The following is a 14,883-nucleotide window of genomic DNA, read 5'->3' as shown; positions in this document are numbered from 1 at the left end:
ATGGGGTGCCGACTGGGGCGCGGAAGGTGCTTGCTGGGGCGCCCACTGCGGTGACGAGTTCGCCGGGGGCGGCGCGGCGGCGGCGGGAGCCATGCCGCAGACGTCGCAGAATCCGTCCGCCTCCACCTCGCCCGTGCAGCCGGGCTGGGTGCATCGGTTCATCGCCGGGTCCCCGTCTCGCTCTCGCACGCCCTGATCGCTCGCTGGTACTCCGCCAGGACCGTGGTCGCCCTGCGCAGGTCGCAGGGCGCCGTCCACAGCACCTCGCGCGCCTCCCCGTACAGCACGGTGAGCCGCTCGTCCTCGGCCAGGCCGAGCCTCGCGGCCTTCGCCCGGTACGCCTCCAGGCGCCCCCGCAGCTCGCCCCGCCGGTCGAGCAGGCCGGCACTGAGACGCAGATCACCGCGCGCCCGTTCCAGCGCCTCCTCCACGGCGCGCTCCAGTTCGGCGAACCGTCCCGCCATCTCGACCCAGCGGCCGGCCTCGCGCAGCCGTTCGAGGGCGGCGAGCCGATCCCGCAGCGCGGCGCCGAGGCCCCGCGCGGGCTCCGGGAGGTTCGGGGAGTGGATCTTGTCGAGTGCCGTCGCGTGGGCGTCGTGGGCCCGCCGCTCCGTCTCCTCGACCTCCCCGACGGAGGCCGCGACCCGCGCCGCGAGCTCCTCGTAGTCCTCGCGCATGCGGGCGACGCCGGCGAGTTCGTCGCCGAGCGAGGTCAGTATGGCGCAGACCCGGTCGAGGCGGGAGGTGTCGGCGCGACCGTCCTTGACCAGCGAAAGCGGGTCGGTGCGGACGAGCCGGCCGAGCGCGGTCAGCTCGCGGCCGACCCGGTCCAGCTCCGGATGCCGGGTGCCGTCCAGCGCGTGCGCCAGCCGGGCCGTCCTGCGCCAGCTCTCCTCGGCGTCCTCCAGCGGCTGCAGCAGCGCCGACCAGGCGGCGTCGGCGGCGGCGATCTCGCCCGCGACGAACTCGTAGGCATCCGCCATCATCCCGACGGCCTCGTCCAGCGTGATGCGGCGCTCCTGCGGGCCGAGCAGCGTCCGGTGCTCCAGCGGGATCTGCCCGTCGGGCAGTTCCACCGACTGGCCCGACAGCAGGCCCGACAGCTCCATCAGCGCGGCCGGGTCCAGCCGGGGCGAGCGTTCGCGGAGCTCGCCCGCCGCGTCCAGGACGCGCTGGTAGGCGTCGAACAGCCGCCACAGCGTCGCCAGCCGGCCCTGCGCGACCTCCCAGCGCCGCCACGTCTCGCCGGTGAGCCGGGCGCCCTGGAGCAGGCGGCCTCCGTCGTGGCTCTCCAGTTCGAGGAGGTTCGAGGCGATGCGGTCGCGCTCGTCCCGCAGCGTGCGCAGGGCATGGTCGACGCCTTCACGGCTCATGGGCGCAGCGGCCCCTGCCCCGCTCTGGTCCAACGTCTGCCCCGCGATCGTCTTCTCCGGTCCCCCCTGAGCATGCCCGCAGAGCCGGTCTGGGAGCACGGACCGGTCCAGTATCGGACGTACGCTCTCATACAAGTGTGATCCGTGACACTAACCGAGACAAGGTGCTTTCCGTCTCGACAGGTCCGCGTCGCGAGACCGCCGCTCTCCGCTGATCCTCACGTGCCCGTACCCTGTGCAGGGGGAACCTCGTTGTCCCTGGTGACGTTACGACAGATACGTCATTTAACGAGAGGAGTGGTGAGTCCGCGGTGTCGGACCCCAGTCATAGACCCGGTGCCACATGCTGAGCGCGGCACTGGGTGTTCTCGCGGTGATCGTCCTTACCGCCGCCACCGGATACTTCGTCGCCCAGGAGTTCGCCTACGTCGCCGCCGACCGCGCGACCCTGGAGCAGGCCGCCGAACGCGGCGACACCTCCGCCCGCAGGGCCCTCAAGGTCATCGGCAGTGTCTCCTTCATGCTGTCGGGCGCGCAGCTCGGCATCACGATGACGACCCTGGTCGTCGGCTTCATCGCCAAACCCGCCCTCGCCGAGCTGATCCAGCCGCTGCTGGGCCTGGTGGGCATCCCCGAAGGGGCCACGGGCGCGATCGCCCTCGCCACCGGCTTCGTCGTGGCGACGCTCATCCAGATGCTGCTCGGCGAGCTGTTCCCGAAGAACCTGGCCCTGGCCCGCGCCGAGCAACTGGCGCGCGTGCTGGCCGCGTCCACGCTCGTCTACCTGACGGTCGCGGGGCCGCTGATCCGGCTGTTCGACCGCGCGGCGGAGCGGCTGCTGCGCGCCGTGGGCGTCGAGCCCGTCGAGGAGCTGCACAGCGGCGCGACGCTGGAGGAGCTCGGCGACATCATCGGCAAGTCGCACAGCGCCGGGCACCTGCCCGCCGACCTGTCCGGCCTGCTCGACCGCGCCCTGTCGTTCGGCGACCTCACGGCCGACGAGGTCATGGTGCCGCGCCCGCACGTCCGCGCGCTGCCGGCGACCGCGCCCCTCGCCGACCTGGTCGCGCTGATCCGCGAGACCGGTCACAGCGCCTACCCCGTCTACGGGCAGGAGGTCGACGACGTGGTCGGCGTCGCCGGCGTCCGCGAGGTCGCCGACGACACGCTCGACCCGTCCACCCCGGTCGGGTCCGTCGCCCGGCCCGCGCTGCTGGTGCCCGGCAGCCAGCCGCTGTACGGCGTCATCGAGCACATGCGCGACTCCGGTGAGGAGTTCGCCTGCGTCGTGGACGAGTACGGCGGGCTCGCCGGCATCCTCACCTTCGAGGACGTCGCCGAAGAGCTCGTCGGGGAGATCGCCGACGAGACCGACGGCCCCGAGGACGCCCCGACGTCCGGGCCGGACGGGTCCTGGCTGGTCGACGCCGGCATGCGCATCGACGAGGTCGGCCGCCTCACCGGCCTCGACCTGCCCGAGGGTGACGCCTACGACACCCTCGGCGGCCTGGTCATGGCGGAGCTGCGCCGGCTGCCGAGCCCCGGCGACCGCCTCACCGTCGAACTGGACGGCGGCGCCGTCGAGCTGGAGGTCGTGAGCGTGGCCCGCCGGGTCGCCGAGAAGATCCTGATCCGCGCGGCCGCCCCCGCGGACGTCCCGTCCGGCGAGGAGGAGGTCGCGTGGACCCGCTGACCTCGCTGCTGATCACCGCCGCGCTGCTGCTCGGCAACGGCTTCTTCGTCGCCGCCGAGTTCGCGCTGGTCGCGGCCAACCGCCCGCAGCTGGAACGCGCCGCCGCGAAGGGCAGCCGTCCCGCCGTGGCCGCCGTCGCGGGCGTCCGCGAGCTGTCGCTGATGCTGGCCGGCGCGCAGTTCGGCATCACGATGTGCTCGCTCGGCCTCGCCATCGTCACCGAGCCCGCCTTCGAGCACTTCCTCGAACCGCCGCTGCACGCGCTCGGCGTCCCCGAGGCGGGCTCCAAGGCCATCGCGCTCGGCTGCGCGCTCGCCGTCGTGACCTTCCTGCACATGGTCGTCGGCGAGATGGCCCCGAAGTCGTGGGCGATCGCGCACCCGGAGCGGTCCGCGATGATCCTCGCCCTGCCGTTCCGCGCGTTCGCGAAGGTGTCCCGCCCGATCCTGTCGGCGCTGAACGCGGTGACCAACGCGCTGCTGCGCCTCATCCGCGTCACGCCGAAGGACGAGCTGGACAGCCACACCGACCCGGCGCGGCTCAGCCACCTGGTCGGCGAGTCCCGCCGCCTCGGCCTCATCGGGCGCCGCGACCACGAGCTCCTGCACCGGGCGATCTCCGCGCGGGAGGCCACGGTCGGGCACCTCGTCGTCCCCGCCACGTCCGTCACCACGATCGACGCGGACGCGACCGCCGCGCAGATCCGCCGGACCGCCACCGCCAGCGGCCACAGCCGCCTCCTGGTCCGCGACCTGGACGGCGCGATGACGGGGATCGTCCACGTCCGGGCCGCCATCATCGAGCCGGGCGACGAGCGCCGCGCGGGCGAGCTCGCGCACCCGGCCCCCGTCCTCACGGCGGAGACGACCGTGCTGGACGCGGTCAGCCGCATGCGCCGCGGTCGCGCCCAGCTCGCCGTGGTCAACGACGACGGCGACGAGTTCGCCGGAATCGTCACCCTGGACGACCTCCTGGCGGAGCTTCTGGCCAGCAACCCGCACTGACACAGCCCGCGTACCTGCGACGACACCGCAGGTGTCGAGGTGCTGCAACGGGTTTTCCGGTCCATCATCGGAGGATGAGCGGACACGGTCACGGTCACGGACACGGGCACGGTCACTCGCGGAAAGGGCGCCTCGCCCACCTGGTGCGCCCGCACTCGCACGAGGCGGCCGACAAGGTGGACTCGGCCATGGAGGCGAGCGCCCAGGGCATGCGCGCTCTGTGGATCTCCCTGGCGGCCCTCGGCGCGACCACGGCGCTGCAAGCCGCCGTGGTCGCGTTCACCGGCTCGGTGGCGCTGCTGGGCGACACGCTCCACAACGCCGCCGACGCGTTGACGGCCGTCCCGCTGGGCATCGCGTTCCTGCTCGGCCGCCGCCCGCCGTCCCGCCGGTACACCTACGGCTACGGACGCGCCGAGGACCTGGCCGGTGTCGTCATCGTCCTGGCCATCGCCGCGTCCTGCGCCGTCGCCGGGTACGCCGCCGTCCAGCGCCTGGCCCATCCACAGCCTGTGGACCACGTGGCCGCCGTGGCGGGCGCCGCGCTGGTCGGCTTCCTGGGCAACGAGCTGGTGGCCCGCTACCGCATCCGCACGGGCCGCCGCATCGGCTCCGCCGCGCTCGTCGCCGACGGCCTCCACGCCCGCACGGACGGCTTCGCGTCCCTGGCCGTCCTCCTGGGCGCCGCCGGCGTCGCGCTGGGCGCCCCCTGGGCCGACCCGGTCGTCGGACTGCTCATCACGGTGGCGATCCTGACCGTCCTGTGGCAGACGGCCCGCGAGGTCTGGCGCCGCCTGATGGACGCCGTGGACCCCGCCCTGGTCGACCAGGCCGAAGCCGCCCTCTCCGCCACGCCCGGCGTCCGGGGCGTGGGCGACGTCCGCCTCCGGTGGATCGGCCACAGTTTGCGCGCCGAGTGCGACGTGGTCGTCGACCCCGCCTCCACCGTCGTCCGGGCCCACCAGATCGCCGTGGACGCCGAGCACAGCCTCCTGCACGCCCTGCCCCGCCTCACCGGCGCGGTGGTCCACCCCGACCCCGAACCCCGCCCCGGTGAAGATCATCACGCCGCTCTCGCGGGCCACCGCTGAGTCTGCGGCCTGTGAGACGTTAGTCGGGAGCAGAAGGGGAACATACTGGCCCCGGACGATCGATCTGGGACGGGATGGCGTCGTGAACCAGCCTTCGGAAACCAACGGACCCGACGAGAACACCAGACCCCCCTACGTCCCGGACTCCGACCTCCCCACGGTCATCGTCCCCCTCCCCGGCACGGACGAGCAGGAACCGTCAGCCGAGGCCACCCAGGCCCTTCCCGTCATCCCGCCGTCCCCCGAGCCCGAGCCTGCTCAGACCGACGAAATCCCTGACGCACCGTCCGAGGCCACGCCGCCGGTCGGCGGCCGGCCCGGCGAGAGCCCAGCCGCGACTGCCCCTGAACAGCCCATGAACGACGCGGCACAGCACGTCCCACCAGAGGAAACCGCGGACGACCGGCCCCTCGGTGACGCGCCCGCCGCGGAGACGACGGCCGTTGATCTGCCAGACCTCGGCGAGGTGGACGCCGAGTCGACACGGCACAGCCCGCTGGAGAACCCGCTTCCGGCAGGGGACGCCGCCGGCGCGGAGCCCGTCGGCGGCGACCGTCCCACCGACGCCCCAGCGGAGGCGGCGCCGATCGCCGATCAGCTCGCCGACGACGCGGCCGCGGCGGAAGTGGCCGACGGCGGCATGACCGATCAGGAGACTGTGCCTGTGGTCCCGCCCGCCGGTGACCTTGCCGACAGCGAGTCGACGGCCGCTCACGAACCGCCCGAGGCGGCGTCGCTCGTCGGCGACCGGGCTGCCGGTGGCGCTGAGGCGGCGCGCCACGTACCGGCAGAGGACGTGGAGCCCGCGGCCGGCGGGGAGCCGGTCGTGGACGAGGAGCCCGCCGGTGACGTTCCCGGCGTGGAGGAGGGCATCGGGGGCGAGGGGCTTGATCCTCGGGCGGTCCTGGGGACCGTGCCCATCGACGTCGCCGAGCCGACGCCTCCGTTGGGGACGGACGCGGGCGAAGGGGGCTGGCGCGAGCTGGTCGAGAGCGTCTACGGGCCGCTGAGCGAGTTCTACGAGGGGATCGACGCGCGCCTGCGGGAGGTGCCCGAGGACGTCCCGCCCGTGGGGTGGGCGCCGCACATCGCGGCCGTCCGGGCGCTGCGGGACGGTCGGGCCGCGGGGGAGTGGGACGTGCTCGCCCGGTTCCTGGTGGCGCCCGGGACGCTGGAGGGCGCGGAGGGGCTGCGGCTCGTCCAGGTGGACGAGGGCGACGAGGCCCAGGTCGTACGTGACGCGGTCAAGGAGCTCACGGAGTCGGACGGGCGGGCCCTGCTGATCGCCCCCACCCCGGAGAAGGCCGCCGAGCTGCTGCGCGCCGTGGAGGGCGACCCCGACGTCTTCTCGCTGCTGATCGAGACGCAGCCGGAGACGGCGGAGGCCCGGTCGGTGCGGACGCAGGGACTGCCGCCCGTCGAGGCGCCGCCCGCCGAGCAGGAGCCGCCGCCCCTGCGGGAGCCGGGGTCCCACGGGACGGTCGAGTTCAGGCCCCTGGCCGGCCCGCTCCCGGAGCCGGAGGCCGTGGTGACCAGGGCCGAGCCGCTGCCCACGCTGCCGCCCGTGGAGCCGGTGGAGCCCGGGGAGGGGCCGTCGGCGCCGGAGGCGCGGGTCCGGTCGGCGGCGCTCCGTCCGGTCGGAGAGGCGTGGCGGCTGTCGTGGCAGACGGAGGCGCGGCTGCTGCAGCGCGGCTTGATGTCGCTGGAGCAGTGGCCGCGGGACGCGGCGGCGCTCCAGTCCGTCCAGGCGGAGAACCTGCGGCGGTCCGAGCAGCTTGAGGCGGAGAAGGCGGGTCTGGCCCGCGCGATCGAGGAGGCGCGGGCCGCGGCGGCGGGCGCGGAGGAGGCGGCCGCCGCCGGCGACGCCGAGGCGGAGCGGCTCTCCGGCGTCCAGGAGGAGGCCGAGGCGGAGCTGGCGGGGCCGCGGGCCGAGGCGGAGCGGTTGCAGGGGGCCGCGGACGAGGCGGGCGCCGAGGCGGCCGCGCTGACGCGGACGGCCGACGCCACCTATGCGCGGTGCGTCCAGATCGACGAGCGCGCCAAGACGGCGCAGTCGGAGTTGCAGGGCGCGCGGCAGGCGGAGGCGTCCCTCACCGACGAGCTGACGCGGGCGAGGGAGGCGCTGCCCGGCGCGGCCGAGGAGGCGCACCGGCTGACGGCGGCCGACGCCGACGCCGCGGCGGAGGGGCACGCCGCCTACTACCGGCTGGTGTCGGCGGAGTCGGCGCTGTCGGCGCTGCGCCGCAAGATGACGCTCGGGCAGCGGCTGCACGTGGCGTCGCCGCCGTCGGAGCTGCGCGGCCTGCGCGCCGAGGTCAGGACCCGGACGCGGGAGGCGGACGAGGCGGCGACGCGGGCGCGGGAGGCCAAGGAGGCGGCGGAGCACGCGGAGCGGTTGCGGCGCGGGCTGGCGTCGTTCGTGTCCGAGGGCGGGGCGCGGCTGAAGGCGGCGCAGGAGGCGCAGGAGCGGCTCGGGACGGAGCTGACCTGGCTCGCGGCCGAGCGGGAGAAGGTCGGCGCCGAGCACCGGGAGCAGGCGCGGCAGGCGTCGGAGGCGGTCGAGCGTGCCACCGAGGCGGGCCTGCGGGCCCGCGCGGCGCACCAGGTCGCGCAGGCGATCGAGGAGCGGGTGACCGCCGCCCGGACGTCCCGCGAGGCGGCGCTCGCGGCCGCGGCGCGGGCCCGGTCGGACGCGGAGACCGCCACGGCGCGCGCGGCGGAGACCGCGTCCGAGCTGGCGCGCCGCGCCGAGGAGGCGGCGGCGGAGATCGCCGCGCGGGAGGCCGAGCTGGAGACGGTGGCGGCGGCCGAGGGGCGGTCGCGGTCGAACGTCCTGGAGATCTGCGGCGCCGACCCCGACGACGACCCGGAGGTCGTCCCCGCGCACCAGCGCCGTGCGATGGCCCGGATCGAGGAGCTCACCGGGTACCTGGAGGGCGGCCGGGCGGCGGGGAGCGAGGTCCTGCTCCGCACCGCCGACCTCGTCGTCGGGACCCCGGCGGGCGCCGGGCTGACCGTCCGCGACGAGGAGTTCGACGCGCTGATCGTCGCGGACGCGGGGACGGTGACCGACGGCGAGTTCCTCATCGGGGCCGTCCGGGCGCGCCGCTGGATCCTCGTGGGGACGGCCGGAACGCGCCCGCCGGGATACCGGGAGTACGCGGGCTCGCCGTCCGGGCGGCTGGAGCTGAGCCCGTTCGAGCGCGCCTCGACGGCCGCGCCCGGCCTGGCGGGCTAGTCCCGGTCCCGGTCCCGGCCCCGGCCCCTGTCCTCGTCGCCGTCGGGGAGGAACAGGTGGAGCAGCCAGCCGACGACGCCGACGACGATCGCGCCCCAGAAGGCCGGCCAGAACCCGGTCACGTGGAACGGCAGGTCGAGCCCTTCCGCCAGCTCGCTAGTCAGCCAGAGGAGCAGCGCGTTCACGACGAGCCCGATGAGCCCGAGCGTGACGACGTAGAAGGCACAGCCGAGGGTCTTGATGATCGGCTTGAGGACGGCGTTGACCAGCCCGAAGATGACGGCGACCGCGACCAGCGTGAGGATCCGCCGGGCGGTGGTCTGATCGCCGAGCGTGATGCCGTCGATCAGGACCGTGGCGACCCACAGGGCGACCGCGGTGGCGCCGACCTTGAGAAGAATGCGCACGCCACGCATCATGCTGGCCGGGAACCGGCCATGTCATCCCACTGCGAGACGATCCGGGCGGAGACTCCCGTCATCACCGCGGATGACCCGCCCGGCGCCGCGTCCTACTCGGTGCGGTCGAAGAACGGGGAGGTGGCGGCGGCCTGCGAGCGGGTGTCGGACCTCCCGCCCGCGACGCGGGCACCCTGCACGGCGGGCTCGCGCGGCGCGCCCGTCCGCGCGGCGTCCCGCCGGGGCGGGCTCTGCCGGACGCGGGCCAGTTCGCGCTCCAGGCGGCGCTTCTCCATCTCCAGCGTGGTCAGCGACTCCTCGTGCTCCTCGCGCAGGTCGCGCAGGTCGCGGCGGGTGCGGATGCGGCGGGCCGCGCCGGTGAAGGCGAGCGACATGCCGGCGAGGAAGACGAGGGCCACGCCCGCGCCGGAGAGGAACACCTGCCATTCGCTCTCCAGGCCCGGGACGGTCTGGCCGAAGACGACGAGGTCCGCCGGGCCGGTGTTGTCCATGACGACACCGGCGCCGACCGTGATGGCGGCCGCGACCAGGAGAAAACCGAGGAACACCATGGGCAGATCTCCTCTGCAGTGACTCCGGAGGGGGAACGGAGGCCCCCCACCATGCCAGACCAAAAGTCGATCATGTCGGATTCGCCGGATAAATGCTGGTCAGAGGCATTCGTCCGAACCGACCGCGCCGGGTTCCGATGTGATCGCGGCGGGTAGTGACGGGACGTCGCGACGAGATCCGTGGAGGGCCCCATGCCCGTGCAGGCCATCGTGTTCGACCTGGACGGCGTCCTGATCGACTCCGAGCCGGTGTGGGAGGAGGTGCGGCGCGGCTACGTCGCCGAGCGCGGCGGGCGCTGGCTCCCCGACACCCAGGACCGGCTCATGGGCATGAGCACCGAGGAGTGGGCGGACTACATCGCCTCCGACCTCGTCGACGGCGTCACGGCCGAGGAGGTCGCCTACGAGGTGGTCGACCGGATGTCGCAGCGGTACGCGGACGGGCCGCCGCTGCTGCCGGGCGCCGAGGACGCCGTCCGCCGGATGGCCGGGTACCGCCCGCTGGGGCTGGCCAGCTCGTCCCCGCGCGCCCTGATCGACCTCGTGCTCGGGCATCTCGGGGTGGACGGCCTGTTCCGCGCCACCGTGTCGACCGAGGAGGTCGAGCGCGGCAAGCCCGCCCCGGACGGCTACCTCACCGTCGCGGCGCGGCTGGAGGTCGCGGCGCGCGACTGCGTCGCCGTCGAGGACTCCGGCAACGGGCTCCGGTCGGCGCACGCGGCGGGGATGGCGGTGATCGCGATCCCGCGTCCGGCGCACCCGCCCGCGCCCGACGCATTGGCGCTGGCCGCGCACGTCGCGGACGGCCTGGACGAGCTGACGCCCGAGCTCGCGGAGGCGGTCGTCCACAGGTGAAGGTTCGGGGGACGGGTGTCCGCGGCGGTTCGTAGTATGGCCCGGTGACTTCCCCTGAGACCCCGGAGACCCTCGACACCCTGCGGCGCGTGTTCGGCTACGACGCGTTCCGGGACGGCCAGCGGGAGATCATCGAGCATGTGGTCGCCGGTGGGGACGCCCTCGTCCTGATGCCGACCGGCGGCGGCAAGTCGCTGTGCTACCAGATCCCGGCGCTCGTCCGGAAGGGCACCGGCATCGTCGTGTCGCCCCTCATCGCCCTCATGCAGGACCAGGTGGACGCGCTGCGCGCCCTCGGCGTCCGCGCGGGCTTCCTCAACTCCACCCAGGACTTCGACGAGCGCCGCGTGACCGAGGCGCAGTTCACGGCGGGCGAGCTCGATCTGCTGTACCTGGCGCCGGAGCGGCTGAAGCTCGCCGCGACCGTCGAGCTGCTCGACCGGGGCGACGTCTCCCTCTTCGCGATCGACGAGGCGCACTGCGTCTCGCAGTGGGGGCACGATTTCCGCCCCGACTACCTGACGCTGTCCGGCCTGCACGAACGCTGGCCCGAGATCCCCCGCATCGCGCTGACCGCGACCGCCACCGAGGCCACCCGCGGCGAGATCGCGTCACGCCTCCGGCTCGAACAGGCCCGCCACTTCGTGGCGAGCTTCGACCGTCCCAACATCCAGTACCGGATCGAGCCGAAGACCGACGCCAAGCGCCAGCTGCTGCGCCTGCTCCAGAGCGAGCACAAGGGCGACGCGGGCATCGTCTACTGCCTGTCCCGCAACTCGGTGGAGAAGAACGCGGCGTTCCTGAGCGAGAACGGCATCGAGGCCCTCCCCTACCACGCGGGCCTCGACGCCGAGATCCGCGCGGCGAACCAGGCGCGGTTCCTCCGCGAGGACGGCCTCGTCATGGTCGCGACCATCGCCTTCGGCATGGGCATCGACAAGCCCGACGTCCGCTTCGTCGCGCACCTCGACCTGCCGAAGTCCGTCGAGGGCTACTACCAGGAGACGGGCCGCGCCGGACGCGACGGCCTCCCGTCCACCGCCTGGCTCGCCTACGGCCTGCAGGACGTCGTCAACCTGCGCAAGATGATCGACGGTGGCGAGGGCGACGCCGCGCACCGCCGCCGCCAGGGCATGCACCTCGACTCCATGCTCGCCCTCTGCGAGACGGTCGAGTGCCGCCGCGTCCAGCTGCTGAACTACTTCGGCCAGTCCGGCGAGCCCTGCGGCAACTGCGACACCTGCCTCACGCCGCCCGAGACGTGGGACGCGACCGTCCCCGCCCAGAAGGTCCTGTCGACCGTGGTCCGGCTCGACCGCGAGCGGCGCCAGAAGTTCGGCGCCGGCCACGTCGTCGACATCCTCCTCGGCAAGAAGAACGCGAAGGTCATCCAGTTCGACCACGACTCGCTGAAGGTCTTCGGCATCGGCGCCGAACTGCGCGACGTCGAGTGGCGCGGCGTCGTCCGCCAGCTCCTCGCCCAGGGCCTGATCGCGGTGGAGAGCAACCACGGCACGCTCGTCCTGACCGACGAGAGCGCCGGCGTGCTGCGCGGCGAGCGCAAGGTGATGATGCGCCGCGAGGCCGAACGCCCCGTCGCGAAGGCGGCGAAGACCGCCAAGGCGGCCAAGGCCCAGGTCGAGCTCCCCGCCGAGTCGATGCCGATCTTCGAGCGCCTCCGCGCCTGGCGCGCCGCGACCGCCAAGGAGCAGGGCGTCCCCGCCTACGTCATCTTCCACGACGCGACCCTGCGCGAGATCGCCACGGCCCTCCCCACCTCCCTGGCGGCCCTGGGGCGCGTCAACGGCGTGGGCGAGAACAAGCTCGCCAAGTACGGCGACCAGGTCCTCGAAACCCTGGCCTCCGAGTAGACCAAGGCCACCGCCCCGCCTTCTCCGCAGGGCAGCGGGCGGTGCCCCGACCTCAGGCGAGGGACGAGAGGCGGCGGAACGCGTCCGATCCTCCAGGCGGTGCTCGGGAACTCTCAGGGTTCTCCCAGGCTTCCGCGTGGACTTCTGCCAGACGCGACCGCTTACATGTCCGGCATGCGAAACAACCGGAAGACGATCGCGGCCGGGGCCGGTGCCGCCGGGCTCCTCGGGCTCGGGCTCTACTTCTCCGTCCCCGCCTTCGCCGACGATCCCGCTCCCTCCCCCTCCCCCACGGCGCACGCGGGCAAGGGCCATCCCGGCAAGGGGCACCCCCTCCGCCGGGCGCGCGCTCTGCGCGGCGTCCATGGCGAGGCCACCGTCAAGCGCAAGGACGGATTCCACCTCGCCACCTGGCAGCGCGGCAAGATCACCGCCGTCTCGGCGACCGGGGTGACCGTCCGCAGCGACGACGGCGTCTCCTGGACGTGGACGTCCGACGGCAAGACCCACGTCCGCAAGAACGGCGAGAAGTCGTCCCTCAAGGGCCTGGCCGGCGGCGACCAGGTGCTCGTGGCCGGGGAGCGCTCCGGCGGCACCCGGACCGCGCGCGTGATCCGCGTCCCCCGGGACCGCTAGTGCACCGGCGCTCACCGTGCCGGGTAGTTTCGGGCGGGTGAGCCCGATGTGCCGGCACGAGGCCGGCGAGGGAGCGAGCTGCGGGAGCCGATGAGCGAGACCCGGCGGGTCCTCGTCGTGGACGACGAGGCCAACATCCGTGACCTCATCGAGGTCGCGCTGCGCTTCCACGGCTTCGCGACCGCCACCGCCGGCACGGGCGAGGAGGCGCTCGGGGCCGTCCGGGAGTCTCGGCCCGACCTCGTCCTGCTGGACGTCATGCTGCCCGACCTGGACGGCTTCGAGGTGTGCCGGCGGCTGCGCGGGTCCGGCGACCAGATCCCGGTGATCTTCCTGACCGCGCGGGACACGCCGTCCGACACCGTCACGGGTCTCACGCTCGGCGGTGACGACTACGTCACCAAGCCGTTCTCGATCGAGGCGCTGATCGCCCGGGTGCGGGCCGTCCTGCGCCGGGCGGCCCCGCCGGAGCCCTCCGCCGGGCCCGTGCTGCGCGTCGCCGACCTCGAACTCGACGAGGCGCACTGGACGGTACGGCGCGGCGGCGTCCCCGTCGAGCTGTCGCCGACCGAGTTCCGGCTGCTCGCCTACCTGATGCGCAACGCGGGCATGGTGCTCTCGCGCGCCCAGCTCCTCGACGGCGTGTGGGGCTGGGACCACGGCAACCCGCAGGTCGTGGAGACCTACATCAGCTACCTGCGCCGCAAGCTGGACCCGCTCGGCACCCCGCTCATCCACACCCAGCGCGGGGTGGGCTACGCGCTGCGGCCATGACGCTCAACGCCCGGCTGCTCACCGGCCTGCTCGCGATCACCACCGCCGGGCTGGCGATCATGGGCCTGGTCAGCGCGCTCGTCCTGAACGGGTACCTGATGCACCGCGTGGACGGCCAGCTCCAGGCGACCCGCGACCGCGCCGTGACGCGTCTGCTGCGTCCCGGCCTGCCCGAGCAGGGCGTCGCCCCCGCGCAGTTCGTCGTGCTGGCCGTCGGCCCGGCGGGGCGGGTAAGGGTCCTCAGCGGGGACGCGCCCGCGCCCGAGCAGGCCGTCCGCGAGGTGGGGCGACTGGGCCCGGACGAGCTGGCCGCCCGCGCGCGCGACCTCGAACCGTTCTCCCTTCCCGGGTTGCGCGCGGTGGCGCGTCCCTGGGGGAAGGGCTTCGTCGTCGTGGCGTCCCCCCTCACCGAGATCCACGCGGCCGTCCGCAACCTCGTGCTGTCCGAGATCGCCACGGCCGCCCTCCTGCTCGCGGTCCTGCTCGTGCTCGGCCGGTGGCTCATCCGCCGCGGCCTGCTGCCGCTGAGCCGGATGGCCGCCACGGCGCATGCCATCACCGCGGGCGGCGACCTGCGCGCCCGCATGCCCGCTCCCGGACGGCGCACCGAGGTGGCCCGCCTGGCGTCCGCCATCAACGTGATGCTGGAGCGGATCGAGCAGGCGTTCTGGGCGCGCAGCCGTTCCGAGGCCCGCGTCCGCGAGTTCGCCGCCGACGCGTCCCACGAGCTGCGCACGCCGCTCACGGCCATCCAGGGCTACGCCGAGCTCTACCGGCACGGCGCGCTCGGGCCGGACGAGCTGCCCGACGCGATGCGCCGCATCGAGGAGGAGGCCCGCCGGATGAACAGTCTCGTCACCGACCTCCTCGAACTCGCCCGCCTCGACCGCGAGGCGTCCCTGCACCCCGCCCCCACCGACCTCGCCGCCCTCGCCCGGGACGCCGTGGCCGACGCGACCGTCGCCGCCCCCGACCGTCCCATCGTGCTGGACGCCCCTGACACCCTGGTCGCGACCGTCGACGAGGCCCGCATCCGCCAGGTCTTCGCCAACCTTCTGGCCAACGTGCGGGCCCACACACCCCCCGGAACGCCCACGACCATCCGTCTGGCGCCGGGCCTCATCGAGGTGGCGGACGAGGGGCCGGGCATGTCCCCGGAAGACGCCGCCCGCGCCTTCGAACGCTTCCACCGTGGCACGCAGGGCGGTACCGGCCTCGGCCTTCCCATCGTCGCCGCCATCGCCGCCGCCCATGGCGGACGGGCCGAACTGCTGTCCGAACCGTCCAAGGGGACGATCGTCCGCATCACGCTGGGTTCCCACTGAGCGGGACCTGCCGGTGCCGCCGAGGGCATCGTCCTGCACAGTCCGAAGGTCGG

Annotated in this window: 12 protein-coding genes; 9 read left to right on the top strand and 3 right to left on the bottom strand. The window is 74.2% G+C overall.

Going from position 1 to position 14,883, the window contains the following annotated elements:
* Window positions 1-158: 158 nt before the first annotated feature.
* Complete coding sequence (locus tag BJ999_RS02165; RefSeq protein WP_179831691.1) at window positions 159-1,373, bottom strand: hypothetical protein; 1,215 nt, start codon at window positions 1,371-1,373, stop codon at window positions 159-161.
* A gap of 343 nt (window positions 1,374-1,716) precedes the next feature.
* On the opposite strand from BJ999_RS02165, the gene BJ999_RS02160 reads away from it, so the two are divergent.
* The 4 genes from BJ999_RS02160 to BJ999_RS02145 all read left to right on the top strand — a co-directional run bounded on the left by BJ999_RS02160 (window position 1,717) and on the right by BJ999_RS02145 (window position 8,399).
* Window positions 1,717-3,066 carry a hemolysin family protein gene (locus BJ999_RS02160; RefSeq protein ID WP_179831690.1) on the top strand — a complete coding sequence of 450 codons (1,350 nt, stop codon included), beginning with the start codon at window positions 1,717-1,719 and terminating at the stop codon, window positions 3,064-3,066.
* Entirely contained in the window at window positions 3,054-4,070 is a 1,017-nt protein-coding gene (locus BJ999_RS02155; protein WP_179831689.1) for a hemolysin family protein, read from the top strand. The genes BJ999_RS02160 and BJ999_RS02155 overlap by 13 nt, the downstream gene beginning before the upstream one ends.
* Window positions 4,071-4,144: 74 nt before the next feature.
* The gene (locus BJ999_RS02150; RefSeq protein ID WP_179831688.1) at window positions 4,145-5,161 is read left to right on the top strand and encodes a cation diffusion facilitator family transporter; all 1,017 of its coding nucleotides are present in this window, start codon (window positions 4,145-4,147) and stop codon (window positions 5,159-5,161) included.
* A gap of 82 nt (window positions 5,162-5,243) precedes the next feature.
* A complete protein-coding gene (locus BJ999_RS02145) occupies window positions 5,244-8,399 on the top strand; it encodes a hypothetical protein (RefSeq protein WP_179831687.1) in 3,156 nt (1,051 codons plus the stop codon).
* Here BJ999_RS02145 and BJ999_RS02140 read toward each other — a convergent pair.
* Both BJ999_RS02140 and BJ999_RS02135 read right to left on the bottom strand, forming a co-directional pair.
* Window positions 8,396-8,806, bottom strand: coding sequence for a phage holin family protein (locus BJ999_RS02140; protein WP_229810181.1), 411 nt, complete (start codon window positions 8,804-8,806; stop codon window positions 8,396-8,398). The genes BJ999_RS02145 and BJ999_RS02140 overlap by 4 nt on opposite strands.
* Before the next feature lie 104 nt (window positions 8,807-8,910).
* Window positions 8,911-9,369 (bottom strand): hypothetical protein, encoded by a 459-nt coding sequence (locus BJ999_RS02135; protein WP_179831686.1) that lies wholly within the window; start codon window positions 9,367-9,369, stop codon window positions 8,911-8,913.
* A 192-nt stretch (window positions 9,370-9,561) separates the two neighbouring features.
* Between BJ999_RS02135 and BJ999_RS02130 the strand changes: the two genes are divergently transcribed.
* The 5 genes from BJ999_RS02130 (at window position 9,562) to BJ999_RS02110 (ending at window position 14,830) form a co-directional block, all read left to right on the top strand.
* Window positions 9,562-10,224: an HAD family hydrolase gene (locus BJ999_RS02130; RefSeq protein ID WP_179831685.1), complete on the top strand. Its 663-nt coding sequence runs from the start codon at window positions 9,562-9,564 to the stop codon at window positions 10,222-10,224.
* A gap of 44 nt (window positions 10,225-10,268) precedes the next feature.
* A complete protein-coding gene (gene recQ, locus BJ999_RS02125; protein ID WP_179831684.1) occupies window positions 10,269-12,095 on the top strand; it encodes a DNA helicase RecQ in 1,827 nt (608 codons plus the stop codon).
* A 174-nt stretch (window positions 12,096-12,269) separates the two neighbouring features.
* Window positions 12,270-12,731 (top strand): DUF5666 domain-containing protein, encoded by a 462-nt coding sequence (locus tag BJ999_RS02120; RefSeq protein WP_179831683.1) that lies wholly within the window; start codon window positions 12,270-12,272, stop codon window positions 12,729-12,731.
* 90 nt (window positions 12,732-12,821) lie between these two features.
* Window positions 12,822-13,505: a response regulator transcription factor gene (locus BJ999_RS02115; protein WP_179831682.1), complete on the top strand. Its 684-nt coding sequence runs from the start codon at window positions 12,822-12,824 to the stop codon at window positions 13,503-13,505.
* Window positions 13,502-14,830, top strand: coding sequence for a sensor histidine kinase (locus tag BJ999_RS02110; protein WP_179831681.1), 1,329 nt, complete (start codon window positions 13,502-13,504; stop codon window positions 14,828-14,830). Before BJ999_RS02115 ends, BJ999_RS02110 begins: the two co-directional genes overlap by 4 nt.
* The last annotated feature ends 53 nt before the right edge of the window (window positions 14,831-14,883 follow it).

The organism is Actinomadura citrea (assembly GCF_013409045.1).
GTDB classification, from domain to species: Bacteria; Actinomycetota; Actinomycetes; order Streptosporangiales; family Streptosporangiaceae; genus Spirillospora; species Spirillospora citrea.
Note: the sequence above shows the minus strand (reverse complement) of the source record. Positions and strands in the feature narration are given on the sequence as shown.

Coding starts and splice junctions, on each gene's coding strand:
- BJ999_RS02165 (WP_179831691.1), bottom strand. CDS start 1,373: ATGAGCCGTGAAGGCGTCGACCATGCCCTGCGCACGCTGCGGGACGAG.
- BJ999_RS02160 (WP_179831690.1), top strand. CDS start 1,717: ATGCTGAGCGCGGCACTGGGTGTTCTCGCGGTGATCGTCCTTACCGCC.
- BJ999_RS02150 (WP_179831688.1), top strand. CDS start 4,145: ATGAGCGGACACGGTCACGGTCACGGACACGGGCACGGTCACTCGCGG.
- BJ999_RS02135 (WP_179831686.1), bottom strand. CDS start 9,369: ATGGTGTTCCTCGGTTTTCTCCTGGTCGCGGCCGCCATCACGGTCGGC.
- BJ999_RS02130 (WP_179831685.1), top strand. CDS start 9,562: ATGCCCGTGCAGGCCATCGTGTTCGACCTGGACGGCGTCCTGATCGAC.
- BJ999_RS02120 (WP_179831683.1), top strand. CDS start 12,270: ATGCGAAACAACCGGAAGACGATCGCGGCCGGGGCCGGTGCCGCCGGG.
- BJ999_RS02115 (WP_179831682.1), top strand. CDS start 12,822: ATGAGCGAGACCCGGCGGGTCCTCGTCGTGGACGACGAGGCCAACATC.
- BJ999_RS02110 (WP_179831681.1), top strand. CDS start 13,502: ATGACGCTCAACGCCCGGCTGCTCACCGGCCTGCTCGCGATCACCACC.